Raw genomic sequence first — 26,354 nt, 5'->3', positions numbered from 1 at the left:
GAGCGGCAACCTTGCTCAGCCGCTTCTTCATAGACCGCCCCATTTTCGCATGGGTCATCGCTGTCGGCATCATGCTGGCTGGGCTGGGCGCGATGCTGACCCTGCCGATCGCCCAATATCCGGACATTGCGCCGCCCGCCGTCAACGTCTCCGCCAACTATCCCGGCGCCGCGGCGGAGACGGTGGAATCCAGCGTCACGCAGGTGATCGAGCAACAGCTCACCGGCATCGATGGCCTCATGTATTTTTCCTCGTCCTCGACAGCGAACGGCCAGTCGCGGATCACTGTCACCTTCAAGAAAGGTACCGATCCCGACACGGCCCAGGTGCAGGTGCAGAACAAGGTGCAGCAGGCGCTGAACCGCCTGCCCAACGCGGTTCAGCAACAGGGCGTCACCGTTACCAAGTCGCAGACCGATTTCCTGATGCTGGTCAGCCTCTACGACCGGACCAACAGCGCCACGCAGACCGATATCGCCGATTATCTGGTCAACAACTTCCAGGACCCGATCGCCCGGATCGACGGCGTGGGGCAGACGCAGATCTTCGGGTCGCAATATGCCATGCGCATCTGGCTGGACCCCTATAAGCTGGCGACCGTCAAGCTGATGCCATCGGACGTGCAGAGCGCTGTTGCGGCCCAGAATGTCGAGGTTTCGGCCGGGAGGATCGGTGCCGATCCGGCGCCGGAGGGGCAACAGATCAACGCCACGGTGACAGCGCGGTCGCGCCTGGAGACGCCCGATCAGTTCCGCAACATCATCGTCAAGACGCAGAGCAACGGATCGGTGGTGCGCCTGTCCGACGTGGCGCGCGTCGAACTTGGCAATGAAAGCTATACCTCGGCGTCAAGGCTGAACGGCCATCCTGCGTCGGGCATGGCGATTCAGCTCGCGCCGGGCGCCGATGCGCTCAAGACGGCGGAGCTGATCAAAGCCAAGGTCGAGGACTTGTCGAGCGGCCTGCCGCATGGTTATGTCGTCACCTTTCCGCGCGATACGACCCCGTTCATCAAACTCTCTGTCGAGGAGGTGATCGAGACGCTGATCGAGGCGGTCGGCCTGGTTGTCGTGGTGATGTTCCTGTTCCTGCAAAGCTGGCGCGCGACCCTCGTGCCTGCGGTGGCGGTTCCCGTGGTTCTGCTCGGCACCTTCGGCGTGCTGGCGCTGTTCGGCTATTCGATCAACACGCTCACGCTGTTCGGAATGGTGCTCGCCATCGGCCTGCTGGTGGACGATGCCATCGTCGTAGTCGAAAATGTCGAGCGCCTCATGGAGCAGGAGGGGCTGCCCGCCCGTGAAGCGACGATCCGGTCGATGGAGGAGATCGGCAGCGCGCTGATCGGCATCGCCCTGGTTCTTTCCGCCGTGCTCCTGCCGATGGCCTTTTTCGGCGGATCGACAGGCGTCATCTATCGCCAGTTCTCCATCACGGTCGTGTCATCGATGCTATTGTCGGTGCTGGTCGCCCTTATCCTTTCCCCGGCGCTCTGCGCCACCCTGCTCAAGCCCATCGGGCATGAGCATCGCGATCGCGGATGGACGGGCAAGTTCAACCGCTGGTTCGATCGAATCACTAACGGCTATATGCGCAATCTGGATCGCTTCTTCGGCCGTCGGAAGCTGTTCTGGGGCGGTTACGCGCTCATCCTGCTGGTGCTCGGCCTGTTGTTCGTCCGCTTGCCCACCAGCTTCCTGCCGGTCGAGGACCAAGGGCAGGTCATGGTGCAGCTGACGCTGCCGGCAGGCGCCAAATCCTCCCGCACCAGCGCTGCTCTCGAGCAGGTGCAGAATTATTTTCTGAACGACGAGAAGGACAATAGCGATGCGGTTTACCTGATCCAGGGCTTCAGTTTCGCCGGCCAGGGAGAAAATACCGCGCAGGGCTTCATCAACCTCAAACCCTGGGAAGAACGGCAGGGCAGCATCAATGGCGCCCTGGCCATCGCCGGGCGCGCGACCAAGCAGCTGGCGGCGATCCGCGATGCCAAGGTGCTCGCGCTGACGCCACCGGCGATCCGCGGCCTTGGCCAGTCCAGCGGCTTCACCTTCGAGCTGCTCAACACGGGTGGCCTTGGTCGCGCCCGTTTCCTTGAGTTGCGCAATCAGTTGCTGAAGGCTGCGGAGGAGAGTCCGATATTGGCCGGCGTCCGCTCCGCCACGCTGGAGGATACGCCCCAGCTGAAGGTCGACATCGATTCCGCAAAGCTCGCGGTGCTGGGCCTCACCCAAAGCAGCGTCGACAATGTGCTGAGCGCGGCCTGGGGTAGCAGCTACGTCAATGACTTCGTCGATCGGGGTCGCGTGAAGCGCGTCTATATGCAGGCCGACGCTCCCTTCCGCGCCTTGCCGAGCGACCTCGACAACTGGCAGGTGCGCTCCAGCGTGACTGGCGAGATGGTGCCCTTTTCCGCCTTCGCCACGACCCACTGGACGATGGGACCAAGCACCTTGTCGCGCTTCAACGGTCAGCCATCCTACGAAATTCAGGGGCAAGCGGCGCCGGGCGCGAGTTCGGGCGAGGCAATGGATGAAATCGTCCGGCTTCAGCGCCAGCTGCCCCCGGGCACGGGCTTCGCCTGGAGCGGACTGTCCTTTGAGGAACAGCTTTCGGGCGGGCAGGCGCCGTTGCTCTATGGCCTGTCGGTCCTTGTCGTGTTCCTGTGCCTCGCGGCGCTCTACGAAAGCTGGTCGATCCCGCTCGCGGTGCTGCTGGTGATCCCGCTTGGCCTGATCGGCGCAGTGCTGGCGGTCTGGCTGCGGGGGCTGGAGAACAACATTTTTTTCCAGGTCGGGCTGCTCACCACAATGGGGCTGGCGGCGAAGAACGCCATTTTGATCGTCGAGTTCGCCGAACTTGCCTGGTTGCAGGGGAAGGATGCAGGCGTCGCCGCTGTGGAGGCGGCGCGGCTGCGTTTCCGGCCCATCCTGATGACATCCCTCGCGTTTATCGCGGGCGTTCTCCCCCTGGCGATCGCCACGGGCGCAGGTGCGCAAAGCCGGGTTGCGATCGGCACCGCCGTGGTCGGCGGCATGCTGACCGCGACGGTTCTGGCCATCTTCTACGTTCCGCTGTTTTTCGTCACGATCATGCACATTTTCTCTCGCAAGGGCACCAAGCCCAGCCCCTCCACCACGGAGGTCATGGCATGAGGCGGGTCCTGCTGACTCTCATCCCGGCAGCAGCCCTCTGCGGCTGCAACATGGCGCCGGTTTACGTCCGGCCATCCGCCCCGGTACCAGCCCGCTGGCCCCAAGGTACCCCATACGTAGCCAGCAGCACCGCTGAGAAGGCGGGCCTTCCCTGGACGCTTCTCATCGGCGATCCGAAGCTCAAGACCGTCATCGAACGAGCGCTCTCCGACAATCGCGACCTGCGTGTGGCGCTGGCCAACGTCTTGTCCGCACGCGCGCAATATCGCATCCAGCGCGCCGCCCAGCTTCCTGCCGTCACGGGCGAGGCGGGCAGCAGCATCGCCCGGCAAAATGGGGTGGTGCGGGATAGCTACAGCGGCAATGTAGGCTTCAGCGCCTTTGAGATAGACCTGTTCGGGCGGCTCAAGAACCTGAGCGAGGCGGCGCTTCAAACCTATCTCGCGTCCGAGGAAGGCGCGCGCTCAACGCGGATCGCGCTCGTTGCGGAGACAGCGAACGCCTATGCGACCCTCGCGGCCGACCAGGAATTGCTGGCGGTCGCGCGCGAGACGCTGGCGAGTACCGAACATAGCCTGGCGCTGATCCGGTCGCTCAATCGTGCGGGCCTGACCGACAAGCTGGACGTGCACCAGGCGGAAACGACAGCCGAGCAGGCGCGCAGCGATGTCGCGAGCGGCATGGCGCAGCTGGCGCAGGATCGCAACGCGCTCGACCTGCTCGTCGGTGCGCCGGTCGAAAGCACCCTGCTGCCTCAGAGCCTTCAGGGGCTCGCCGACACTGTTGCAAGAGTGCCCGCCGGCCTTTCTTCCGACGTACTGCTGCAGCGGCCCGACGTTTTGCAGGCCGAACATCAGTTGAAGGCCGCCAATGCCGACATCGGCGCGGCGCGCGCGGCCATGTTCCCCCGCATCAGCCTTACCGCCGCGATCGGGGCCGCGAGTTCCGCGCTCTCCTCGCTCTTCTCAGGGGGCGCCTTCGCCTGGTCGGCCGCACCATCGGCCAGCGTTCCGGTCTTCGGCGGCAGTGCGCGGGGAAATCTTGATTACAGCAAGGCGCAGCGCGATCGCTATCTGGCGCAATATGAGCTGGCGATCCAGACCGCGTTCCGGGAGGTTTCCGATGCGCTCGCCCGCGCCGGGACGATCGATGAGCAACTCGGCGCGCAGCGGCGGCTGGTGGTGGCGAGCCAGCGCGCTTTCGCCCTGTCCCAAGAGCGTTATCGCGCAGGCATCGACACCTTCCTCAACAGCCTCGTAAACCAGCGCGCCTTCTACAGTGCTCAGCGCAGCGCTATCGCGACTCAGCTGAAGCAGGTGCAGAACCGGCTGACGCTCTATCGGGTGATCGGCGCGGACTTCTGAAAAGCTGGAAACACCCGACGGGACGATATCAAGATTTGAGGGTGAGCGGCAGGCCTGCCGCGACGAAGACCACTTCCCGGCAGACTGCCGCCATTTTCTGGTTGAGCCATCCCGCCTCATCTCGAAACCGCCGGGCAAGCGCGTTGTCGGGCACGATGCTGAGGCCCACTTCGTTGGCGACCATGATCACGGGCACGCTGGCCTTTGCTACGCGCTCAGATAGTTCGCCGGTTGCCGCCGCCATGTCCGCATCCGCCAGCAACAGGTTCGAGAGCCATAGAGTGAGGCAGTCGATAAGAATGACGTGCGCATCCTGCGCTGCCTGGTCGATGGCTTCACCCAGATTTGTCGGCGCCTCCAGCGTGAACCAGCGTTCGCCGCGCTCCGCGCGGTGGCGGGCGATCCGCGCCGCCATTTCCGTATCGAAGGCCTGCGCTGTGGCGATATAGGCGAGCCGGCCGGGCAGCGCTTCACATCGAGCTTGCGCATAACTGCTCTTTCCTGATCTGGCGCCGCCAAGCACCAGCAGCGAGTGGCTGTTCGTCATAGGGCTGCTATCCATGTCGCGAGGGCGCACGCCCACAATAAAAGGCAGGCGCGGCCGTAGACATGCAACGCCGCACGAATAGTGCGCTCCGACGGTGCTTCGCCATCGCCAATCCAGGCCTTGTCATGCATCACGCCATCATAGGCGACGGGTCCTGCCAGCCTCACCTGCAAGGCGCCGGCCATGGCCGCTTCCGGCCAGCCCGCGTTGGGCGACGCGTGCCGGCCGTGGTCACGCCAGAGCACGCGCCACCCCCCGCCCCCGGCAGCGCACAACAGCACGCCCGCGATCCGCGCCGGCACCCAGTTGAGCAGATCATCGAACCGCGCCGGGGCCCAGCCGAAGTCGGCATAGGGTTCTTCCTTGTGCCCTACCAGACTGTCGGCAGTGTTGATCGCCTTATAGGCCCATGCTCCAGGCAGGCCGAGCAGCAGCAGCCAGAACAAGGGCGCGGCCACGCCGTCGCAGAAGCTCTCTGCCAGGCTCTCGATCCCCGCGCGCGAGACGCCAGCGTTATCAAGGCGTGCTGTATCGCGCCCCACGATCCAGCCGACCGCGCGGCGCGCCTCGTTGAGATTTCCGTCCCGCAGCGCCTGTGCGACAGGTCGGACATGGTCGTAGAGGCTGCGCTGCGCCAGGGCAGGCCAGGCGGCGACGGACAGCCACAGGGCGCTCCATTCCCCCGCCACCAGCCGGATGACGCGGTCAAGCAGCAGGCCAGCGCCGCCTGCTACGGCGAGCAACAGCAGCACCAGCCCGACGCCTGCCGATCGGCGGAGCACAGGACTCCCACGATTCCAGCGCCGGTCTGCCACTCCGATGATCCGGGCGAAGGCGCCGACGGGATGACCCGTTCGCGTGTGCAGCCAGCCGGGCCAGCCGATCAGCGCGTCCAGCATCAACGCACCCAGGGCGACCGGCTCAGCCATCGGCAAGCGCGCTTTCGAGGCGGCTCCACGCGGCTTCATCGCCCGGCAAGCCGATCCGCAGCCAGCGCGGATGATCGGCAAAGGGCCGGGTCAGGATCGCGCGGCGCGCGAGTCGATCGAACAGCGCGTGGCCATCCTCCACCTCCAGCAGCCGGAACAGCGGACAATTGCCGCGCGCGGCAAACCCGTATTGTGCCAGCAGGGCATCCAGCCGCGCCGCTTGCCGAGGCAATCGCGCGGTCATTGCTTCGATCCAGCCTCGATCCCGATAGGCCGCCGTTCCCAGCGCCACGGCCGCCGCCGAAACCGGCCACTCGCCCAGCATCTGCCGTGCCCCCGCCACGATCGCGCGGGGTGCAATCAGGAAGCCTAGCCGAACGCCGGGCAGGCCGAAGAATTTGCCGAAGGAGCGCAGCAGGATCAGACGTCGGTCATCGCCCACGGCCTCCGCCAGCTTGCTGCCGGGAACCGCATCGGCATAAGCTTCGTCGACAATCAGCCATCCCTCCCTGCGCTCCAGTTCATCGAGCCAGTGCAACAGCCTCTCCGCCGGGAATATTCTACCGTCGGGATTATTCGGATTGGCAAGCAGGAGCGCTGTCGGCTCGTCGGGGAGGTATTCACCGCCGCTGATCGGTCTGCTGCGGGCGAACACCTCGCCGTGGGTGCGGTAGCTGGGGACAAGGAAGCGCGCCGGCAGGTCCAGCATCCGACCGAGCAACCGAAGGCCAATCTCGCTGCCCGGGATCGCGCAGACATGCGCCGCATCTACATCGAAATGGGCCGCCGCCGTCTGCTCTAGCGCCATTAGGGCCTCTGGATCGGGCAGGGCTGTCCAGTCGATCTCCACCTCGCACACGCCGGGCCATGGGATCGGATTAATCCCGGTCGATAGGTCGATCCACTCGCCTTCGCCATAGACCGCGCGCGCCTCCGCCAGCCGCCCGCCATGCCAGGTAAAGCCGCTCATCGCAGCACCACCATCGCCGCAAGCAGGCCCGTCTCGACCAGTTCGATCCCCGCGCCATGCCCATCGCCGGATATGCCGCCGATACGCGCCCGCAGCCACCATGCCCAGAGCGGAATGAACAGGGCGGCAAGCAGCAAGGGCGGCGCCAGTACGGCCAGTAGCAGCCCGACAGCGCACCATCCTGTCGCTGCACTTGCACGCCACCCCTCGCGGAACCGGCTGCCCAGCCCCTCATGCAGTGGCGGCAGCCAGCGGGTCCACAGCAGGGGGCCGATCCGCGCGATGATGGCGATCGGGATCACCGTCCAGACCGAAGCCGCTTCGAGCCAAAGCCGCAGCACGACGAGCTTCGCGAGCAGTTGCAGCCCGATCGCGACAACGCCGAAGCTGCCGATATGCGGGTCAGCCAGCACGGCGGACAGCCGGCGCGGATCGGCATGCGTGGCCCCAGCTGCGTCCGCGATATCGCCGAGGCCGTCCAGATGCAGCGCGCCCGTCACTGCAACCCAGGCGACGAGGCCCAGAAGCGCCCCTGCCCAGGGGTCCGTCCGCGCCCCCAGCCCCGCGGCGCCCGCGACGATGATGCCCACAACCACGCCAGCGGCCGGAAACCAGCGGATCGCCGCCGCAAAGTCCGCATCATCAGCCTGCACGGGCGGCAACGGCAGCCGCGTCAGCAATTGAAGGGCGAGGATTAGCCGCTTCACGGCAGCAGCGCCGTCATCTGTCCGGACATTTGCGGACCGGGCCACACGCGCAGGCTGAGTACCGCCGCGTAGGGCAGATCGACCGCCCAGCATTGGCGCGCATCCAGTCCGCACAGGGCCGCCAGCGCCGCGCGCATCGCGCCGGCATGGGTGACGACCAGCGTCGGTGCGGTGAGAGTGCGCAGCGCATCCTCGACCCGCCCGCACAGCTCTCCCCACCGCTCTCCCCGAGGAGGAGGATGACGATCGGGGTCATCCCAGAAGGCGCCCAGCGGCTCGGGCGGAAGCGTCGCCGGATCGGCGCCCTCCCACTCGCCGAAGTACAGTTCGCGCCAGCGCGCGTCGGCATGATGCTCGACCTTTCGCTCTGCCGCGATGATCGCGCCGGGCGCCCTCGCCCGCGACAGGTCGGAGGTCACAACCCGCTCGAATTCGAGCGTTCGCGCGCGTCTCACACATTGTTCGACGCCATGCGCTTCGGAGGGCACGTCAAAATGCCCCAACAGCAAGCCGGGCAGTTGCGGCGCCCCATGCCGCATCAGGTGAAGGACGACTTCGCTCAAAGCGCGCCCGCTACGGCGGCTTCGGCAAAGGTCGCCATTCCCCCATGTGCCGCCAGAGCGGACCGCACGATCTGCGCCGCCACCGCCGCGCCACTCCCCTCGCCGAGCCGCATGTCGAGCCGCAGCAGCGGCTCCAGACCCAGTGCGTCGAGCAAGGGCGCATGGCCCGCTTCCGCTGAACAATGGGCGGCGAGGCAATGGCCGGTGATGGCGGCATTGTCCTTGGCCAGCGGCGCTATCGCGGCGCAGCCGATGAAGCCATCCAGAAGAACCGGGACCCGCAGCGCGCGTGCGGCCAGAACGGCCCCAGCCATCGCCGCGATCTCGCGCCCGCCGAGCCGCCGCAGCGTCTCGAACGCGTTATGGCAATGGGCCGAGTGGCACTGGATGGCCTGTTCGACAGCCTCGATCTTCCGCGCCACGCCCTCGGCATCGACGCCCGTGCCCCTGCCGACCCATGATGCCGCAGTTCCGCCAAAGCTCTGCGCACAGAGCGCCGCTGCGGAGGTGCTGTTGGCGATGCCCATCTCACCGAGCAACAGCAGGTCGAGGTCGGGCGTGACGACCGCGGCGCCCGCGTTCAAAGCCCGCAAGCAGTCCTCCTCGCTCATCGCGGGAGCCTCGCAAAAATCCTCGGTCGGCCGGTCCAGATCGAGCGGCACCACGGTCAGCTCGGCCCCGCACGCGGCGGCAAGGGCGTTGATGGCCGCCCCGCCCGAGCGGAAATTCGCCACCATCTGCATGGTCACGTCCGGCGGATAGGCGCTGACACCCCGCGCCGCCACGCCATGATTGCCCGCGAATATCGCCGCCCTGATCCGCTCCACCTTGGGCCGTTCGCGGGCCTGCCAGCCGGCCATGAACAGCGCGATATCCTCCAGCCGCCCCAGCGATCCCGCCGGCTTGGTGAGTTGGGCCTGCCGCTCGGCGGCCGCCTGGACCTTGGCCTCATTGGGCTGCGTCAGTTCCTGCAGCAGCACCGCGAACTCTCGAACGCTCCCGAAACTGATCATGAGCAGACAAAGCCCTCGGGTGGCGTCCGGACGATGAAATGACCCTTCACCCCCTGCGGCCAGTCGGCATAGCGCACAACGCCCTCCTCACTCGCAGCGTGGCGCAGCGCATAGTCCAGCACGGCTCGCGCGGCGCCCTCATCGGCAGTGAAGTCGCCCAGCACATAGCCGATCTTGCCCGGCCCGCGCACATGCACCGTGCAATGACGCTGGCAGGCGAACAGGCACGGCATTTCCTGCACGGAGATGCCGGCATAGGCGGCATCGCTTTCCTTCACCGCCCGCATTTCGGCTGCCAGAAGAGCGCCGCCGCGCCGTCCTTGCGCATCTTCGCGTTGTTCGGGCGACAGGCGGCAGGTCGAACAGACGACGACCGCCGCGCCCTCTTCCACACGGCGCAGCATCAGCAGCTTTCCTCAAAGCGGGAAAGGCAGGCAGGCAAGGCGGTCATCCATATTCTCCGACCAGACAACAAGGGCCTGGCCGGACGGCAGCAGCAGAAGGGCGCACGACAGGACGCTCCCCCCGCACGGCCGCACCGGCAAGGCAATGGCTGTCGTTCGGCGAGGAAAAGCCCCGTTCGGCCGGCACACCCTGTCCGGTCGAAGAACGACTGCGGCAGGCAGGTCTCCTGGCTCACGGGTCGATGCCCATCGGCGCCTTCTCGGGACTGTGCGTCCCAATGGCATCATGACCGATCGGCTCACCGCTTACAGTTGCAGGGGCAGCGCGGGATAGGCCCGACTTCCCTTTTCATCCTCATGCGAGGAACCTGTCGCCCGCCGCTGATAGATGCCGATGCCGCGCTTCGCAAGAGGGTGCGCACGGGAACGGTCCCGCGGCTCAGGGGTAATATCTTCATGCTGGCAAATGATCTGAGTACGACCCTTATCCGTCTGGGCCTCGCGACCTTGCTGGGGCTGGCCCTTGGCTACGAGCGGGAACGCAACGGGCATGATGCGGGGCTGCGCACCCATGGGTTGGTTTCGCTGAGTTCGGCGATGCTGACGCTTTCCGCGTTGGAACTGGCGGAAGTCTATACCGACAGCGACCCCGTCCGCGTCGTGCAAGGGCTGGCGCAGGCGATCGGCTTTATCGCAGGCGGCCTGATCTTCGTGCGCGGCGGCGACGTGCGCAACATGACCACGGCCGCCAGCCTCTGGATGGCCGCGGCCGTCGGCATCACGGCGGGCGCGGGGCAATATGTGCTGGTGCTGGCCGGCTCCTTCATCGCGCTGCTGCTGCTGACGGTGATGCTGGCGGTGGAAAAGCGGATGAAGCGGTCGGAGCGACAGGACAATGAAGAAGAGCCTGTCCGCATGCCCAACCGACGCGGATCGGCTCCGCCGGATCAGTCCTGATCGCGCGTCCCCGCCGGTTCGAAACGCCGCATGATCTTGCCGACCGGCCCGCGCAGATAGGCGAACCCCTCATAACAACGAAGCGCCAGTCTGGCCCAGCGCAGGTAGAGTCCGCGCCATCCTGAAAGACGGGCGAAGGCAAGGACGCGATGGCTGCCGGCGCTGATCCAGCGACGGCTGCGGTAAACCAGCTTGCGGCGGAACGGCAGCCCCTCTCCTCCCGGCACGACTCGCTTGCGCAGCGGCAGCGCAGGCGGCGCGATGCGCAGGCGGTAGGCCAGACCTTCGCGGCGGTGGCGAAGGCCGGCTGCCTGCGTCTCTATGATGAAGTCGGCATCCACCTCTTTCAAAGCAAGTCGCCCATCTTCAATGGCGGCGTCGACCAAGGCTTGCACCTTTTTGCTGCGGGTGATGACGACATTGGTGCCGCGTCCATCCGATGAATAGGGCTCAACCCAAGCGTCGCCAAAGGCTATGTCGGCCGTTTCAGCGACCACATCGTCACAATAGTTGCAGGCCGAGTTCTGAAAAAATCCCGCGCCCCAGTCGCCATCAACCAGGTGCCACCAATCCTGCCAGCGCGCCGTGCCATCGGCCAGCGTCAGATGCGCGGTGTACCAGTTGGCGGGGCGGTCAGGGTTCTTGCGCCGATATTCGACCGCCCGCACATCCTCCATCGGCGCGCCCAGCTGCCAGGCGAAGCTGTCCACCAGGCGCGCGCTCTTCATATGGCCGCAGAATAGCCCCAGCGTGAAAGCAATCCGCTCCCGCAGCAGCGGGTCCTCCGCACGCAGCAGGTGCAGCGCCTTGATAAAGCAGGGCACGCCGACGACCGCATAGCGCCCCGGGCGGGCGCGTATCTCCTCCAGCACGCCGGAAAGCTCGACGGGATAGTAGCGCGATCTTGCGCCCTGCTGCACCTCCGCCACATCGCGGGAAATGCGGTAACGGAAGAAGCGGCCGTCCTGCGCCGGGTCGACCGGCACGACATGCGCCACACCATCGACAAGGCCACGCCGCAAAAGTTCGGCCGCCACCCAGCTGACCATGCCGCCGGAGCTTCCGCCGGAGCGGAACTCATCCTCCGCGACATGGCCGACATGGGCGCGCTCGAAACGGCCGATAAGCGCGTTCTGCTGGGGCGGCTGAGGGAAGCGCTCTGCGGCAATCTCATCCTCATTGCGGGCATGCGGTGAGAAGGGGCAGATGCGCCCAAATCTCGGTGCGGCCTCTCTCGTCCAATCACCTTGCGGCTTGAGTTGTCCGAAACGGTCCCACTCCATCGCCCCCCTGCCCGCCGCGCAGCCGCCACAGCCGATGCACAGCCCCGCCAAGACGACGTCCTGCGGCGTGAGGCTGCTATCAGCCAAGAACCGAAGCCAGATAGGCGCTGGAGCGCGCCCGCATCTCTTCGAGCCGCGCGCCGATCGCAGGGTCCAGCGGCGCTTCCATCAGTTGCGCATAGGTGCCGGCGGGCGTTTCCTTCCTCACCATATGGCGCTCCGCGGAGAGCGACCGGGTGAGATCGCGCACCTTGTTGAACCGATAGGCCGAGGGCGCGGATACGAATGGCCTGCCATAATGGAGCGCGAAGACGCAGCCATGGAAGAAATTGGTGGCGACCGCCTCCGCGCCAGCCATCAAGGCGGCAAACTCCTCCGGCCCGGCTTCTATCCTCTGCTCATCCGCCCATTCGGTACGATAGCCGATGCTGACGATGCGGACATGATTCTCGTCCGCCCAAGCCCGCACGGCGACCGCGAACCAGTCGGGGAAGCCATGGCCGTAAAGCGCGAGATAGGGCTCCTCTTGCCCCTCGGCGACCGAAGGCAGCGGGAATTGAAGGCAGGGATCGAGCACCAGCTCAGGCTCCCGGCCGAGCGCCTGCCGGACGAGGCTGCGGCTATTCTCATCCCGCACCGACAGCGCCTCGAACCGGCCGAGCTTGGTCGCCCAGCCTGGATCGATGCCATGCGCGGCATCGTGATTGCCAAAACTGGCGGCATAGGATGCCAGCCGCCGCGCGCGCAGCCGGTCCCCGAAGAAGATAGGCTTGCCGCCATACCACGGGTGGCGGAAGTTCCATACTTCGTCGCTGCCGATCAGGATGGTGTCGTAGGCGCCCGCCTCTTCAGGCCGGTCGAGCGCGAAGCGTGGCGATTGCGGCAGCTTGTCGAACGCGTCCATGAACCGCCGCGTCTTGGCCGCGTAACGCCGCAGGTCCGCCCGGAACGTGCGTGCGGGCAATTGGGGCTGAAAGGCGCAGCGCCACTCGGCCAGGCGGACATCGGGCGCGTCATGATCGAGCAGCTCGGCGTCGTGCCCCTGCCCGCGCAGACCTTCTACCAGGCAGCGCGCCTGCCAATAGGATCCATAGTTGATGCAGCGATGGAAGGTGAGGATACCGATCTTCATCGCTTCAACGGGGAGCCCCCTTGGTCGGATAGGCAGCGGCCGGCCCATGCTGTGCATAGGGCACCGGCGCGGTGCGGCAAAGATAGACGTCCGGCTCCGGCGTCCGTTCGACCGTGAAGCCCGCCGCGCGCAGCATCGCCTGGCTGCACGCCGCATTGGGCGCCCACCAATTGGTCCAATCGTGCGCGAACTCCCGCTCGATGAAGTGCATCTTGGGATAGGCGGGATCGTCGAAATAGGCGGGCGGCTCGGCCGTTCCGGGCATGAAGAAGGGATGATCGGCCGGCACCTCCATCACGTCGCTCGACCCCTGCTGCATCGTCTGGAAGAGCAGCATGTCGCCAGCCACATGCTCGCGGATCAGGTCCAGCGCGAGCAGCGGATGGCGCAGGTGATAGAAAACGCCCATGAAGATCACCAGGTCGAACTTCTGCCCCAGCGTCGCGACGTCATAGACGGAAAGCTTGCCGAATTCGACTCCATCGAAACCGAACGCTTCCGTCGCCAGCCGCGCCTGAGCCAGATAGCGTTCATCACTGTCGATCCCCAGCACATGGGAAGCGCCGCGCCTTTTCATTTCAAAGGAATAGAAGCCGGCATTGCAACCGATGTCGAGCACCGTCTTGCCGCTGAGATCGCTTGGGAGGACCGAAGCGAACCGGGCGAATTTGCCTGCTGGATAGTCGCCCAGAAAATGATCGGGCGCAGTGCTGATGCCATCGATGTCGATATTGTGGAACCAGGGAGCCAGCGCCTCGATCCGTTGACGGAGCGTTTCGGCATCTGCGGCTTCCGCGACCTTGCTGACGACTTGTCTCAAAGGCGTTCCCTCTGTTCGAACAGGAAAAAGCCGCCCAGGAAGAGGCGTCACCCTCATGCGGCGGACAGGTTTCGTTACCCGAACGAACGGAGTAGCTTCGCGTTCCTTCCGCGCGATTGCCATGCTTCCCGCGGGTTCGATGGAACCAGCTGCGCATGGCGTGACTTTGATCCTGTCTATGACGGAACGGATGAAGATGTGGACCGCCGCGATGCGCTCGGGCCGTTATGCGGAAGCCTGGGCGTTCGCAGAACAGACACTGGCGGAGCGCGATCGCTCGACGCGTGACGATCCGACGCTCCCCTATCATCTGCGTTGGGTGTGGGACGGGCGGCCGTTCGAGGGCCGCAACGTGCTGGTGCGCTGCTACCATGGCTTGGGAGACACCATCCAGTTCGCGCGCTTCCTGCCCCTGCTCGCCGCCCGCGCCGCTTCAGTGACCGTGGAGGTGCAGCCTCGGTTGATTGGCCTGCTGACAGGAATAGCGGAAGGCATCCGGCTGGTTCCGTTCGACCCCGCTCACCCGCTCTGTCCGGCAGAGGTAGATGTCGAGATTACCGAGCTCGACTTCGCGCTTCGCATTTCGCCTGAAGAGGTGAACGCGCCCTATTTGAATGCCGCACGAGCGGTGCTGCCACAGGGGACCATGGCCCTATGCTACGGGGCGGGTGACTGGGACCGGACGCGCTCGGTGCCCACATCGCTGCTTGGCCCGATCTGCCGCCGCGCGCCTTGCCTCAGCTTGATGCCGGAGCCGACCAGGCTCGCGGTCCTCAACCCCAACGGTTGTCCGCTCGACATCGGTCTGACCGCCATGTTCGTGAGAAGCGCCGATCTGGTCATCACCGTCGACACGATGATCGCGCATCTCGCGGGCGCGCTGGGCAGGCCCACCTGGCTGCTGCTGAAAGCCGAGCCCGACTGGCGGTGGGACCCAGCCCAGCAGACCAGCGCCTGGTATCCGTCGGTCAGCCTCTATGTGCAGCCGCGGCCGGGCGACTGGCAGACGGTCGTCGATGAGGTCGAGCGTGACCTTGCCGCCCGCACTTTCCTGATGGAGACAAGTGTATGAAGCATCTCGGCAGCCCGGCCGTCCCGGTTTCCTGGGGCGAACTGCTCGACAAGATCACCATCCTTGAAATCAAGCTCGCCCGCATCGCCCGCCCGGACGCGCGCGCCAATGTGGCAAAGGAGCATCGGCTGCTCGGCGAGATCGGGAGCAGCGCGATAGAGCGCGCCGAGGTCGCGCCCCTGCTCGGCGCGCTGCGCCAGGTCAACGAAGCATTGTGGGACATAGAGGATGCGATCCGCGAGCAGGAGGCGCAGGCCCGCTTCGGCGCCGAGTTTATCCAGCTCGCACGGTCCGTCTATAAGCGGAATGACGAGCGGGCGGACATCAAGCGCCGTATCAACGCGATTTTGGGGTCCGACCTGATCGAGGAAAAAAGCTATGCTGGCATTGCGGCGGCGCCTGCCGAGGCGGGAGCCGTATCCGCGCCCTGATCGCAAGGTTGGCGATCAGGGCGCTGCAAGTCAGGCCTTCAAATGTTTGGCGAGATGCTTGTTCATCTCGAACATCGTCGCCTTCTTGCCGCCAAAGATTTTCTGGAGCTTGTCGTCGGCCAGGATTTCCCGCTTGTCCTTCGGATTTTGCAGGTCGTTGGCCTTGATATAGTCCCACACCTTCTTGACGACTTCGCTGCGGGGCAGCTTGTCCTTGCCAACGATCTCGGCAAGCTCGTCAGACGGCGTAACGGGCGCCGTGATGCCGCCCCGTGCGCCCCCCACCGGCTTTCCGGTTTTCTTTACCTGCTTGACCGCAGCCTTAGTTTCCTGCTCGCCACGCTGCTCACGAGTACGCGCCATCGAATGCTCCCTGCATTTTCGCGAAGCCGGGATCGAGCCGCTTGCTCAACCCGCGCCTGCACATGGACGAGACTCCCAAAACGCAACAGCGGAAAAGGTTGCGTGCGCGGGCGTAAGTGAGGCAGCGTTTTCAGTTCAGCGTAAAGGGGATGCGCAGGGTCGTGCGAATGTCGCTCGCATCATCCGTCGCACCCATCTCGACCGTCCAGTTGATCGTCGTGCGCGGATTGACGCGATAGCCGAGGCCGAAGAGGAAGCGCCCGATCTGCTGATCCCTCGTCTTGCGCGTAAAGGGGGCGCCCAGCACTTCGGGGCCCAGGTTGTTGGGCCGCGTATATTGCCGGAACGTCGTGTCCGTCCCGAACTGCCAGGTGTGCGCATAGGCGAAGCTCAGCGACAGTTCCGGATTGAGCGCGATGCCAAGGCCCACGGTCGCGTTGGGCGCGCCGCCGGGCTTCACCCGCCCGATCAAAATGTCGCCGATCCGCTCATCGACATCCTTGCCGAAATTGAACGTATATCCCACCGATGCGAAGATGGTCGCAGGATCGCTGGGCATGAGCATGGTGACGTTGGGCGAAACGCCCCAGAAGCCCGCGCCGGTCGCAGCCTTTGTGGCATTGCCGAGCGTGTCCCTTGGTACGGAGAAGGGGTCCTTGCCCGTCGGGATGATCGCCTGAACGCCCGCGATCAGAAAGGGCCAGCCCCCCGATCCGTCGGTCAGCTGGTAGCGGGCCGACAGTTCGATATCGCCGATCCCGGTCCCGTTCGCAGAGGTATCGATAGTGACCTGATCGTTCGCCAGTGGCACCAGCACGGCCTTGTCGCTCCGGTAGACGAATGGCACGCGGGCGCCGATCTCCAATCGACTGGTAACGCCCAAACGACCGGCGATGGCGGCGGTCAATATATCCTGCCGGCTTTCGTTGATGTCGAACACGCCGACCAGCACCGACTGAGGAACTTCAATCCCGCGAAAAACGAAGCGGTTACGGTCCGCATGCGAATATTCGATGCTGGGTTCGATGGTGATGCGGCCGGCCGTCGTCATGATGCTGCCCTGATCGGCCAACACCGCGACTTCGGGCGGGTTCGTCTTCTCCTCCGGCCTTGAGCCGACCTCTTCAACTTGGCCTGCAGGCTGTGAGGCAGCAGCCTGGACGGCGTCTCCGGCGCCCGATCCGACGCCCGCGCCCCGCATGCGGCCGAGCAGTTGATCCTCCAGCCGCTCAAGGCGCGCGCGCTGCTCGCTCAGACGCTGCTCCTGACGCGCAAGTTCCTGCCGTTCCTGCGTCAGTTGATCGCGCAGCGCGATCAGATCAGCCGGGTTGTCGGGCGCGGGCTGACTTGCCAGCGCGGAAACTGCAGAGGCGGACATCAGGACAGACGTGAACGCCTTCAGACACAGGAAACCCATAGCCTTTTACCCCCCAAACATGTTCGCGGACGACAATCCCCGATAATCAATACACGTCTCGTCCTACCGCATCCAAGATCACGGACTCGATACGGAGCATAATATTTCCAACAGGAACGGCAGAATCGCTCAGCGAGATATTCACGGTCGCGATCGTGTCGATTGCCCTGTTGTCCATGGTATTGGCGATCAATACTCCTGTTGAGCTACCCGTCATATGCTGAATTTCCAGGTCCTGCCCCTTGAGGATTACCGCCGGCCCCTTGTCGGTCTGAGCGACCGACAGGGTTCCGAGATCGGACCTGATCTCCATATTGGCCGGCAACGCCGTCGGCGCGGCAGAACCGGCCGCCGAAATAGGCACCGAGACGGCCAGCGCATCAGGATTGACGGCAGGTGCCTGCACGGAGGGCGACGGCCCGGTCTGCAGGTTGACGGCGACGGGTGTAACGGCGTTGGCAATCGGATTAGGCGTGACGGCCGCCACGGCCGATGGAACAGTGATCTCCAGCGCCGAAGAAACCTTGTCCGTGACGGTGAGGACCGTGCGCAGGGCGAGGCTGTTGTCGACATAGGTGTCGATCTGCACCCCGACCGCCACGTTCATCCCATTCGGCAATTCAAAACCGCCCCTCATGCTGCTGAGCGATCGGTCGCTGACCGGCGGCGTCCCGAACGGATTTGCCGCGGCAGGAGAACAGATGCTGAGCGGCAGCCCCAGCGCCGAAGCAGCGAGCAAGCGCCGCCGCATCCGGTGCGCATCATAGGTGATCGGGGAGGCCATGGTCATCCTCCTTACAGTTCCGGCGGAAAAGCCTGCGGCCGGGTAAGCGCCAACGCCTGAAGGCTCAGTGGTTCCATCAGGCCCGTCGCACGCGCTCGCGCTACGAGCGCCCAGTCGCTGTCCGTGCCGAAGCTCGCTTTGGCGAGTTCCGGCTTTTCATTGATGACGAAGAGAATGTCGTTCCACATTGCCTGGAACTTGCGGACAGGAATCAGGCGGATGCCCAATGACGGGTCGCCGATCAGGACCTGGCCCTTCTCGATCCCCTTCACGACCACGAAATGCATGTAGCCGTTCATGTTGATGAGGGCGATGCCGGGAATGCGGGTCGATGCGACTTGCTGCAGGCTGACCTGATAGCCGTCGGAGCCGATGCCGCGCGCCGCGAGATAGCGTTTCATGTCCAGCAGCGAGAAGCCCTGCTTGCGGATCTGTTCGCGGTCGCCATCGCGCCACATGCCGACGAAGACCGACTTCTCGGTCTGGCTATCGCCATAATGGAAGTGCAGCAGCGTTGCGAGCGCGGCCGACCCGCAGCTGAAATCATATTGCTGGCGAACGACCGTCAGGAACCGGCGTTCGGCCATGCTGCGCACCGGCATCGTGAAGTCGGTGCGGCCGACATTCAGGCCGGTGGACCCGTCAGGCACGCCCGCACACCCCGCAAGCAACAGGGCGAGCGCCAGCGCCTTCAGCCTATTGCTGGATTGAGACATTGACGTTCATCGCCGCGTTGATCGACACATTATTGCCGGTGTTTGCGGTCAAGATCGAAAGGCCGTTCATGTTCTGGAACGACTGGCCGTCAATCGCGATCTGCCCCGTGACCGACTCTCCGCTGACGCTGTTGCCGTTCACGACGCTCGTATTGTTGGCGTTCGCATATTGTTGAAGATTAGCCATCCCGGTCACGGATTGAAGTTCCGGTCCGTCGACCGCCTTAGTATCACCGAAAGGGCCTTGCACTGGCTGAGGTTGGTCGGCGTCCTCGCCGGGGTCGGCGGACGCGCAGGGGCTGAGGACCATAATGAAGCCGGCGCACATTAAGGATAAAATCGATCTGTTGGGCACGGCATCCTCCATCAGGCAAGCGTACCGATCGAGCCGGAAGGCCGGGTGCCCTTGCGGACGCCCGGCCCCCTCGGTCGCGGGCGCTGTTAGAAGTTGAGCGTGCCGATCGACGCGCTCACATTGATGCTCGCATTCTGCTGAGCGCCAACCCCGGTGTTCAGGTTCTGCGCGTTCAGACCAGCGAAGCTCGCCATCGCACCGCCATCCAGCGTGATGCTGTTGTCGATCAGCGGGCTGCCAGCTGCGCCGCCATTGCCGCCGGTGCTGGTGCCGCCGCCGCCGTTGGCATTGCCGCTGTCGCCGTTACCGCCATTAGACGGCAGCTTGTAGACGACATAGTTGCCGGTGACATAGCCGGACAGCTTCGACTTGGAGACGACCGCAGCCGACGAGTAGGTCCAGGTCGAGGTGCCGCCGCTATTGGCGGCCGAGCTGCCGAGCGCGGCAGAAGCCGAGGTCGAATTATCCGACTTGTCGACGCCGACGGTGCTGCCGTTGGCCGCGATCGCCCCATCATCCGCATGGGCGTTGGTGGAGTTGTCGGATTCATCGCTCGTGCCGTTTACACCGCCGTTGGAGGCGATGTTGCTGCCGATGGCGACTTCACCGCCCTTGCTGGCCGACACCGAGTTGTCGGTCGAGTTGTCCGACTCGTCATTCGTGCCGACGACGCCGCCCTTCGATGCGAAGTTGCTGCCGATCGTGACCTTGCCACCCTTTTCGGCTTCGATCGAATTGTCGGTCGAATTGTCCGACTCATCGTTCGTGACCGTGCTGCCGCCGCTCGCTGCGTTGGCACCCGCAGCCGCAAAGGCCTTGGAATGGTCGTCCGTCGAGTTATCCGACTCGTCGTTCGTGACGGTGCTGCCGCCGTTGGCGGCATTGGCGCCAGCCGCCGCGAGCGCCGCCGAATTGTCGTTGGTCGAGTTGTCGGACTCGTCATTGGTCACGGTGCTGCCGCCGTTCGCCGCGTTCCCGCCATAAGCCGCTCCAGCGGCCGACAGGGCGTTTGTCGAGTTGTCGGATTCATCGTTGGTGACCGTGCTGCCGCCATTGGCCGCGTTGCCGCCCAGCGCCGCACCCGCCGCCGACGCGGTCGTGGTGTTGGTGGTGGTCGAGCTGTCGTTCAGCGTATAGGAGTCGTCATTGCTGATCGCGCTTCCATTGTTGGCACTGCCGTTATTGACGGCGTTGCTGCCGTCTTCCGCCGCCGTCACGTCCAGGTCCGGCCCGTACGCATAGGCGGGCACAGCCATCGCGCTAAGCGACAACGCGCCTGCCGATGCCGTCAGTAGCAAAGCATGTCTTATCATGACGTCCTCCTGTTTGATGGTCACCGGCTCCCGTCCTCCCGACGGGGAGCCGGCAACGCCCAGACAAAGGTATCCCGGCTCCGGAGCGCGAATGAGGCGACCGCAGTGGTTCACGGCTATTTGGGCGTTAACGATAAGCTATGGGCGGTCGGGGGGAGTCGCTAGTGCGATTTGGCACAGCGTAAATATACGGGAATGCTCGACTTTGGTGTTACTGATCGCACGCAAAGGCTGGCCGGCCTGGCTCTCGGCAATCTTTCACACTCTTCTCCAGCGGCAAGTATGATCCTGACCAGAACCGGCTGGGTAAAATTACCCGCATCTTCTCGGTGCCTTGCCAAAACTTATGTCGTTAAGCATAGATCGTTTGTCTCATCAGGGGAGGATGTGCGCACTGGTCGTCCGGACGCGCGGCTCACTGATCATGTGAGTGAAGCGGTGGATAAAGCTGGTCGCAGGGTCGGCAAATCCGCCTATGAAATGGGGTCGCTCCCAAGAGTACCTCGCGAAAGAGCGGGGCAAGGAGGGCGAATGCGAAAGACCACCTATAATGAGCTGCAGATCACGCAGCGGGAACTCCAGATCCTCGAACTGATCGCGTACGGCTTCTCTGCCAAGGAAGTCGCCCAGGCCATTTCGATCGCGCCTCGCACCGTGGAGGGGCATATCGACACGATCCGCCTTAAATTGCAGGCCCGCAACCGCGCCCACATGGTCGCCAAGGCCGTGGCGTGCGGGTTGGTGGTCCTGGACGGAGAAGAGGAGGCGGCAGCGGCCGATGCTCCGCAGGGGGATGACGCGGAAGATGAGCAGTTTCTCGCCTTCCCCTATGGCACGGCTCCGTCCGCCGACAGCGACGCGGTGACCCTGGCGCAGTCCGGCTGATCCACCAAGTGGGAATTGCCGAATAGCTTGCTGCCCTCATGCCGCTTGAACCGCAGGGTGAAACATACCAGTTAGGTGTGACCTTTCCGCCTTACCGGCACAGCCTTGCGAGACATGATGAACAGCGACAATCCCCTGCTTGCCGACAGTGACCTTCCCGATTTCGCCGCTATCAGCGCAGCCCATGTGGTGCCCGCGACGCAGGAGGCGATCGCTTCCCACCGCGCCGCGATCTACGGGATAACGAAGGCCGGATCGGACGATTTCGACAGCGTCGTGCTGGCGGCGGAGCGGGCGGATTTCCTCTTGTCCCGCGTCTGGTCGCCGGTCGGCCATCTCGCGTCCGTGGCCGATACCCCCGAACTGCGGGAGGCCCATGCACAGGCGCAGGCGCTGATGACGGCCTATCTGATGGAGGCGGGACAGGACCGTGCCCATCATGACGCAGTCGCCCGCGTCGCGGCACGGCCCGATTTCACCATCCTTCCTGTCGCCCAGAGACGCGCCGTCGACCTCGCCCTGCGCGGCTTCCGCCTGGCCGGTGTGGCGCTGGAGGGCGAGGCGCGGCAGCGCTTCCTCGACATCGGGGTGGAACTGAGCGACCTTGGCACCAAGTTCGGCAATGCCGTGCTCGACGCGACCGAAGCATGGAGCGAGCATGTCACGGACGAGGCCGCTCTGGCCGGCGTACCGGAGAGCGACAGGGCGATCCTCGCTGCCTATGCGCAGGAGAAGGGCCTGACCGGCTGGCTGATCACCCTGCGTCAGCCGAGCGTGCTGGCGATCCTGCTTCACGCGCAGGATCGTGCTTTGCGGGAGCGGGTCTATCGCGCCCACAACACCCGCGCCTCCGAACAGGCGGACGACAAGGCGCACGATAACAGCGAGCGGATCGACCGGATCATGGCGCTGCGGCATGAGGCGGCAGAGATATTGGGCTTTGCCGACGCCGCCGCTCATTCGCTGGAAACCAAGATGGCGAGCGACGCGGACGAGGCGCTGACCTTCCTGGCCGACCTCGCTCGCCGTGCGCGGCCGGTCGCCGAGCGGGAACTGGCCGAAGCGCGCGCCTTCGCGGCGGCGGAACTCGGGCTGGACGACGTGCAGCCCTGGGACCTTTCCTATGTGGCCGAGGCGATGCGCCGCACCTTGCACGGGGTCGATCAGGAAGCGTTGAAGGCCTATTTCCCCCTGCCCCGCGTGCTGGCGGGGACGGAGGCCCTGCTCGAACGACTTTTCGGCATCCGCCTCGTCGCGCGGGAGGGCGTGTCGACCTGGCATCCCGACGTCATCTTCTACGACGTGCTGGATGCCAGCGGAACGACGGTCGCTGGCGTCTATCTCGACCTGTTCGCCCGCGCGGGCAAGCGCGGCGGCGCGTGGATGGATGTATGCCGCGCCCGCTTCCGTGACGCCGACCGCTTCCATTTGCCGGTCGCTTACCTGACCACCAATTTCGCGCCGCCTGCCGGTGATCGCCCATCGCTGGTCACGCATAATGACGTGGTGACCCTGTTCCATGAGTTCGGCCATGTGCTGCATCATCTGCTGACGGAGGTGGACCTGCCCTCGATCGGCGGGATTTCCGGCGTCGAGTGGGATGCTGTCGAACTGCCCAGCCAGTTCATGGAGAACTTCGCCTGGGAACGGGACACGCTGATCGGCCTGTCGGGCCATGTTGATACGGGCGAGCCGCTTCCCGAAGCGATGTTCGACCGGCTGCTGGCTGCGCGGCAGTTTCAGGCGGGGCTGGCGATCTTGCGCCAGATCGAATTCGCGACCTTCGACCTGCTGCTGCATCGCGATTATGATCCGTCCCGGGGATCGCGGGTCAATGAGGTGCTGGCTCAGGTGCGCGCGGAGGTCGCCGTGATGCGGCCGCCGGAGTGGAGCCGCTTTGCCCATGCCTTCAGCCATATCTTCGCCGGCGGCTATGCGGCGGGCTATTATTCCTACCTCTGGGCGGAATTGCTCTCCGCCGACGCCTTCGAAATATTCGCTCATGCCGATGTGCCAGGCGGCGGCGCCACCGCCTTCCGGCGGGAGATATTGGCGGCCGGCGCAAGCCGTTCGGCGGCGGAGAATTTCCGTGCCTTCGCGGGCCGCGCGCCGGAGATCGACGCGCTGCTGCGGATGCGCGGTCTCGCAGAGGCCTGATGCCCGGCATCGATCTTCCGTTGGCGGGAGGTGCGCGCATCTGATATGATACGAGCATCGGGTTGCGCTGGCTCAGTGCGGCAATATGTCGGTCACGCCGAGCCTCCGCGACAGACTCGTGGAGGTTGTGCGATGAGCATCTCACCCAAATTGCGCGGTTATATGGACCGGTGCGGCACGCGGTTCGATGAGGTCATGCATGAACCGGCGGTCGAGATGGGCCGCGTGGCACAGGCCGCTCATGTTCCGGGGCGTCAGGTCGCGAAGGCCGTGCTGGTGCAGGCTGGCGACGAATATATACTGACGGTGCTGCCGTCATCCAAACATGTGAGCTTCGACTTCCTCCGCCAGTGGCTGGCCCGAGACGTCAATCTGGTGGAGGAGCATACGACTGCGGCTCTGTTCCCGGATTGCGAACTGGGCGCGATCCCGCCGGTTGGTGCGGCCTACGGGTTGAGGACCATACTCGACGATGACATGATGACCGACAGCGACATCTATTTCGAGGGCGGCGATCACAGCACGCTCATTCATGTGACCGGGGCGGACTGGAAACGGCTGCAAAAGGGATCGCGCCACTTCTCTTTCAGCATCTGATCTTCTTGGAGGAGCGGCCGGCGCCTTCCAGGGGCACCGGCCGCACCCTCATGCGGCGCTGCGTTCCTCCTGCCGCGTCTTCCAGAGCGACCAGCCGATACCGGCGCCGAGCAGGGCGAAGGTGACGCCAAGGCTGAGCACCGGCGGGAACTTGCCGCCATCGAGCAGGAAGTCGGCGACGAAAATCTTGGCCCCGATATAAACGAGGATCAGCGCCAGCGCATATTTCAGATAATGGAAGCGATGCACCATCGCCGACAGCGCGAAGTAGAGCGCGCGCAGGCCAAGGATCGCCATGACGTTGGACGTGTAGACGATGAAGGTGTCCGTCGTGATCGCGAAGATTGCCGGCACGCTGTCCACGGCGAACAGAAGGTCGGCGAAGTTGATGACGATGAGCGCCAGGAACAGCGGCGTTATGGCCGTGACCACCTTGCCCGTCTTCGCGCTGGTCGTCTTCACGACGAAATGCTCGCCGTGCAGGTCGGGCGTGACGCGCAGATGGGTCGAGATGAAGCGGATCGCCCGGTTCTTGCCGATGTCCATTGGCTCGTCGCCAGAAAATAGCATCTTGATCCCGGTGAAGATCAGGAAGGCTGCGAAAAAATACAGAACCCAATAGGCCTCATGCAGCAGGATCGCGCCGCCCGCGATCATCAAGCCGCGCAGCACGATCACGCCGACGATGCCCCAAAGCAGCGCGCGATATTGGTACCGCGCGGGAATAGCGAAATAGGAAAAGATCAGGCTGATGACGAAGACATTGTCGATCGACAGCGCCTTCTCGATGAAGAAGCCCGTAAAATACTGCATTCCCGGCTCTGGTCCGCGCGCGAACCACACCCATGCGCCGAACAGCAGCGCGACGCTGATATAGAAGGCTGACAGGGTGAGGCTCTCGCGGATGCCGATCTCCCGGTTTTCCTTGTGCAGGAAGCCGAGGTCGAAAGCGGTCAAGGCTATGACGAGCCCGATGAACGCCAGCCAGAACCAGGCTGGCGTTCCCAGCCAGTCTGTGAAGAGAAACTCCATGGATCATGCTCCTCTTGTTCAACATCAAGTCGATCGGAGGATCTGGAGCGAAGGAGGAACGACCACAGCAGGCCCGTCGTTCGCATCGGATCATCCGATGCGGTCCGACATCACGCGCTTATTTTGGGCAAGCGCGCCAGAGGGGCCCGGTCCGCACCCCGACAATAGGCGGGCTGGCGAAGAAATCAATGCTTTGCCTCGCGAAGCCGGCATGAACAATTTTCTTTCCATGGCCGGACGGCTGGATCATATGCAGCGCATCTGAAGACTCGGGGCTTTTTTCCGATGAAGATGACTGAGCATTTCGTGGCAGCAGGATCATGTCGGGAGGGGCCGGTCGATCCAGAACCCGTTCTTCCTTCTCGCCCCCGAATGGGCGCGGCTACCGCTGGTTATTCTGGCGACGCTGGCGACGATCATCGCCAGTCAGGCGGTTATCTCAGGCGCCTTCTCCGTCACGCGGCAGGCGGTACTGCTGGGCTTCCTGCCGCGCCTGCGTATCCTGCATACCAGCGCGTCCGCCGCGGGGCAGATCTACGTGCCGATCGTCAACTGGACCCTGCTCGCCTTCGTCATCATGCTGGTGCTGGGGTTCAAGAATTCCAGCAATCTCGCTGCGGCCTACGGCATTGCGGTCACCGGAACGATGGTCATCACCGCCTGCATGCTGGGGGTGCTCACCTTCAGCGTCTGGCGTTGGCCGCCGGCAGTAGCGGGGCTGGTCACCGGCTTGCTGCTGATCATCGACGGCGCCTATTTCCTGTCCAACGCCACGAAGATACCCGATGGCGGCTGGTTCCCCCTGCTGGTCGCGGCTGCAGTGTTCATCATCCTGACAACATGGTCCACGGGCCGGCGGATCATGCATTTCTACCTGCAGGAGGGGACGCTGGACCTGGATCTCTTCATCCAATCGAGCGCGCGGTCGATCAAACGGGTGCCCGGCACGGCGATCTTCCTGTCCTCCACGACGGACGGTGTGCCACCCGCCCTGCTGCACAATGTGAAGCATAACAAGGTGATGCATGAGCGTATCATCATCCTGACCGTCGTCACGGAGGATGTGCCCCACCTGCCGCTGACCGGCAGGGTCGATATGGAGGATCATGGCGAAGGCTTCTACCGTCTCAGCGTCCGCCACGGCTTCATGGAGGATGTCGATCTTCCCGCCGCCATGAAGAGCGTGCAGGGCTGCGGAGGGTCCATAGGGGTGATGGACAGCAGCTATTTCCTCAGCCGGCAGACGTTGATCCCGTCCGAACGGCCGGACATGGCGATCTGGCGCGAGAAGCTCTTCGCGTGGATGGTGCGCAATGCGGAAAGCCCGATGGCCTTCTTCAAGCTGCCGACCAACAGGGTGGTCGAGCTGGGCTCGCAGGTGGAAATCTGAA

26 protein-coding genes, 1 pseudogene and 1 riboswitch are annotated in these 26,354 nt (G+C 64.5%); of the genes and pseudogenes, 10 read left to right on the top strand and 17 right to left on the bottom strand.

The window, feature by feature from the left end:
- Nucleotides 1-11 precede the first annotated feature (11 nt).
- Both L858_RS0102950 and L858_RS0102945 read left to right on the top strand, forming a co-directional pair.
- On the top strand, nucleotides 12-3,152 hold the full coding sequence (locus tag L858_RS0102950; protein ID WP_022681654.1) for an efflux RND transporter permease subunit: 3,141 nt from the start codon (nucleotides 12-14) through the stop codon (nucleotides 3,150-3,152).
- Nucleotides 3,149-4,516, top strand: coding sequence for an efflux transporter outer membrane subunit (locus tag L858_RS0102945; protein WP_022681653.1), 1,368 nt, complete (start codon nucleotides 3,149-3,151; stop codon nucleotides 4,514-4,516). Before L858_RS0102950 ends, L858_RS0102945 begins: the two co-directional genes overlap by 4 nt.
- A 28-nt stretch (nucleotides 4,517-4,544) precedes the next feature.
- Here the strand turns inward: L858_RS0102945 and cobU are convergent, their stop codons facing one another.
- The 7 genes from cobU to L858_RS0102910 are packed head-to-tail and all read right to left on the bottom strand — an operon-like array spanning nucleotide 4,545 to nucleotide 9,649.
- Nucleotides 4,545-5,063, bottom strand: coding sequence for a bifunctional adenosylcobinamide kinase/adenosylcobinamide-phosphate guanylyltransferase (gene cobU / locus L858_RS0102940; RefSeq protein ID WP_022681652.1), 519 nt, complete (start codon nucleotides 5,061-5,063; stop codon nucleotides 4,545-4,547).
- Entirely contained in the window at nucleotides 5,060-5,992 is a 933-nt protein-coding gene (gene cbiB / locus L858_RS0102935; protein WP_022681651.1) for an adenosylcobinamide-phosphate synthase CbiB, read from the bottom strand. The genes cobU and cbiB overlap by 4 nt, the downstream gene beginning before the upstream one ends.
- Complete coding sequence (locus L858_RS0102930) at nucleotides 5,985-6,962, bottom strand: threonine-phosphate decarboxylase (protein ID WP_022681650.1); 978 nt, start codon at nucleotides 6,960-6,962, stop codon at nucleotides 5,985-5,987. Before L858_RS0102930 ends, cbiB begins: the two co-directional genes overlap by 8 nt.
- Entirely contained in the window at nucleotides 6,959-7,669 is a 711-nt protein-coding gene (locus L858_RS0102925) for an adenosylcobinamide-GDP ribazoletransferase (RefSeq protein ID WP_022681649.1), read from the bottom strand. Before L858_RS0102925 ends, L858_RS0102930 begins: the two co-directional genes overlap by 4 nt.
- Entirely contained in the window at nucleotides 7,666-8,232 is a 567-nt protein-coding gene (locus tag L858_RS0102920) for a histidine phosphatase family protein (RefSeq protein ID WP_022681648.1), read from the bottom strand. The genes L858_RS0102925 and L858_RS0102920 overlap by 4 nt, the downstream gene beginning before the upstream one ends.
- Complete coding sequence (gene cobT, locus L858_RS0102915) at nucleotides 8,229-9,245, bottom strand: nicotinate-nucleotide--dimethylbenzimidazole phosphoribosyltransferase (protein ID WP_022681647.1); 1,017 nt, start codon at nucleotides 9,243-9,245, stop codon at nucleotides 8,229-8,231. The genes L858_RS0102920 and cobT overlap by 4 nt, the downstream gene beginning before the upstream one ends.
- Nucleotides 9,242-9,649, bottom strand: coding sequence for a DUF1636 domain-containing protein (locus tag L858_RS0102910; RefSeq protein ID WP_022681646.1), 408 nt, complete (start codon nucleotides 9,647-9,649; stop codon nucleotides 9,242-9,244). Before L858_RS0102910 ends, cobT begins: the two co-directional genes overlap by 4 nt.
- Nucleotides 9,650-9,849: 200 nt before the next feature.
- A riboswitch (cobalamin riboswitch) is annotated at nucleotides 9,850-10,036 on the bottom strand.
- A gap of 69 nt (nucleotides 10,037-10,105) precedes the next feature.
- Here L858_RS0102910 and L858_RS0102905 point away from each other — a divergent pair.
- Entirely contained in the window at nucleotides 10,106-10,606 is a 501-nt protein-coding gene (locus L858_RS0102905; protein WP_028055742.1) for an MgtC/SapB family protein, read from the top strand.
- On the opposite strand, the gene L858_RS0102900 is transcribed toward L858_RS0102905, so the two are convergent.
- The 3 genes from L858_RS0102900 to L858_RS0102890 are packed head-to-tail and all read right to left on the bottom strand — an operon-like array spanning nucleotide 10,597 to nucleotide 13,841.
- On the bottom strand, nucleotides 10,597-11,976 hold the full coding sequence (locus tag L858_RS0102900) for a Coenzyme F420 hydrogenase/dehydrogenase, beta subunit C-terminal domain (RefSeq protein WP_028055741.1): 1,380 nt from the start codon (nucleotides 11,974-11,976) through the stop codon (nucleotides 10,597-10,599). The genes L858_RS0102905 and L858_RS0102900 overlap by 10 nt on opposite strands.
- A complete protein-coding gene (locus L858_RS0102895; RefSeq protein WP_022681644.1) occupies nucleotides 11,969-13,021 on the bottom strand; it encodes a polysaccharide pyruvyl transferase family protein in 1,053 nt (350 codons plus the stop codon). Before L858_RS0102895 ends, L858_RS0102900 begins: the two co-directional genes overlap by 8 nt.
- Nucleotides 13,022-13,025: 4 nt before the next feature.
- On the bottom strand, nucleotides 13,026-13,841 hold the full coding sequence (locus L858_RS0102890) for a TIGR04290 family methyltransferase (RefSeq protein ID WP_022681643.1): 816 nt from the start codon (nucleotides 13,839-13,841) through the stop codon (nucleotides 13,026-13,028).
- 190 nt (nucleotides 13,842-14,031) lie between these two features.
- Here L858_RS0102890 and L858_RS0102885 point away from each other — a divergent pair, with 190 nt between their 5' ends.
- Both L858_RS0102885 and L858_RS0102880 read left to right on the top strand, forming a co-directional pair.
- A complete protein-coding gene (locus tag L858_RS0102885; protein WP_238564912.1) occupies nucleotides 14,032-14,913 on the top strand; it encodes a hypothetical protein in 882 nt (293 codons plus the stop codon).
- Nucleotides 14,910-15,344 (top strand): DUF6165 family protein, encoded by a 435-nt coding sequence (locus L858_RS0102880; RefSeq protein ID WP_022681641.1) that lies wholly within the window; start codon nucleotides 14,910-14,912, stop codon nucleotides 15,342-15,344. Before L858_RS0102885 ends, L858_RS0102880 begins: the two co-directional genes overlap by 4 nt.
- 30 nt (nucleotides 15,345-15,374) lie before the next feature.
- Here L858_RS0102880 and L858_RS0102875 read toward each other — a convergent pair whose 3' ends face one another.
- The 6 genes from L858_RS0102875 to L858_RS19490 all read right to left on the bottom strand — a co-directional run bounded on the left by L858_RS0102875 (nucleotide 15,375) and on the right by L858_RS19490 (nucleotide 20,292).
- The gene (locus L858_RS0102875) at nucleotides 15,375-15,707 is read right to left on the bottom strand and encodes an SWIB/MDM2 domain-containing protein (RefSeq protein WP_022681640.1); all 333 of its coding nucleotides are present in this window, start codon (nucleotides 15,705-15,707) and stop codon (nucleotides 15,375-15,377) included.
- Nucleotides 15,708-15,837: 130 nt separating this feature from the next.
- Nucleotides 15,838-17,085, bottom strand: coding sequence for a transporter (locus L858_RS19500; protein WP_193742837.1), 1,248 nt, complete (start codon nucleotides 17,083-17,085; stop codon nucleotides 15,838-15,840).
- Nucleotides 17,086-17,170: 85 nt separating this feature from the next.
- On the bottom strand, nucleotides 17,171-17,908 hold the full coding sequence (locus L858_RS0102865; protein WP_022681638.1) for a hypothetical protein: 738 nt from the start codon (nucleotides 17,906-17,908) through the stop codon (nucleotides 17,171-17,173).
- A gap of 11 nt (nucleotides 17,909-17,919) precedes the next feature.
- Complete coding sequence (locus L858_RS0102860; RefSeq protein WP_022681637.1) at nucleotides 17,920-18,624, bottom strand: C39 family peptidase; 705 nt, start codon at nucleotides 18,622-18,624, stop codon at nucleotides 17,920-17,922.
- A complete protein-coding gene (locus L858_RS21570) occupies nucleotides 18,605-18,820 on the bottom strand; it encodes a hypothetical protein (protein ID WP_152639757.1) in 216 nt (71 codons plus the stop codon). The genes L858_RS0102860 and L858_RS21570 overlap by 20 nt, the downstream gene beginning before the upstream one ends.
- A gap of 245 nt (nucleotides 18,821-19,065) precedes the next feature.
- Nucleotides 19,066-20,292, bottom strand: a complete 1,227-nt coding sequence (locus L858_RS19490; RefSeq protein WP_152639756.1) for a hypothetical protein — start codon at nucleotides 20,290-20,292, stop codon at nucleotides 19,066-19,068.
- Nucleotides 20,293-20,823: 531 nt separating this feature from the next.
- Here L858_RS19490 and L858_RS21175 point away from each other — a divergent pair.
- From L858_RS21175 to L858_RS0102835, 3 genes are all read left to right on the top strand, one after another.
- A complete protein-coding gene (locus L858_RS21175; protein WP_022681634.1) occupies nucleotides 20,824-21,177 on the top strand; it encodes a helix-turn-helix domain-containing protein in 354 nt (117 codons plus the stop codon).
- Between the two features lie 117 nt (nucleotides 21,178-21,294).
- On the top strand, nucleotides 21,295-23,334 hold the full coding sequence (locus tag L858_RS0102840) for a M3 family metallopeptidase (protein ID WP_028055737.1): 2,040 nt from the start codon (nucleotides 21,295-21,297) through the stop codon (nucleotides 23,332-23,334).
- 132 nt (nucleotides 23,335-23,466) lie between these two features.
- On the top strand, nucleotides 23,467-23,931 hold the full coding sequence (locus L858_RS0102835) for an aminoacyl-tRNA deacylase (RefSeq protein ID WP_022681632.1): 465 nt from the start codon (nucleotides 23,467-23,469) through the stop codon (nucleotides 23,929-23,931).
- A 48-nt stretch (nucleotides 23,932-23,979) separates the two neighbouring features.
- Here the strand turns inward: L858_RS0102835 and L858_RS0102830 are convergent, their stop codons facing one another.
- Nucleotides 23,980-24,963, bottom strand: a complete 984-nt coding sequence (locus tag L858_RS0102830; RefSeq protein ID WP_022681631.1) for a TerC family protein — start codon at nucleotides 24,961-24,963, stop codon at nucleotides 23,980-23,982.
- Between L858_RS0102830 and L858_RS0102825 the strand changes: the two genes are divergently transcribed.
- Complete coding sequence (locus L858_RS0102825) at nucleotides 24,962-25,228, top strand: hypothetical protein (RefSeq protein ID WP_022681630.1); 267 nt, start codon at nucleotides 24,962-24,964, stop codon at nucleotides 25,226-25,228. The two genes, L858_RS0102830 and L858_RS0102825, sit on opposite strands and share 2 nt — an antisense overlap.
- 78 nt (nucleotides 25,229-25,306) lie before the next feature.
- Nucleotides 25,307-26,353, top strand: a pseudogene (locus L858_RS19480) (KUP/HAK/KT family potassium transporter); the annotation flags it as partial.
- Nucleotide 26,354: the final 1 nt, after the last annotated feature.

The organism is Sphingobium bisphenolivorans (genome assembly GCF_000412635.1).
In the GTDB taxonomy this organism is placed as follows: Bacteria; Pseudomonadota; Alphaproteobacteria; order Sphingomonadales; family Sphingomonadaceae; genus Sphingobium; species Sphingobium bisphenolivorans.
The sequence above is the reverse complement of the archived record's forward strand: the minus strand, read 5'-3'. Positions and strand labels throughout refer to the sequence as shown.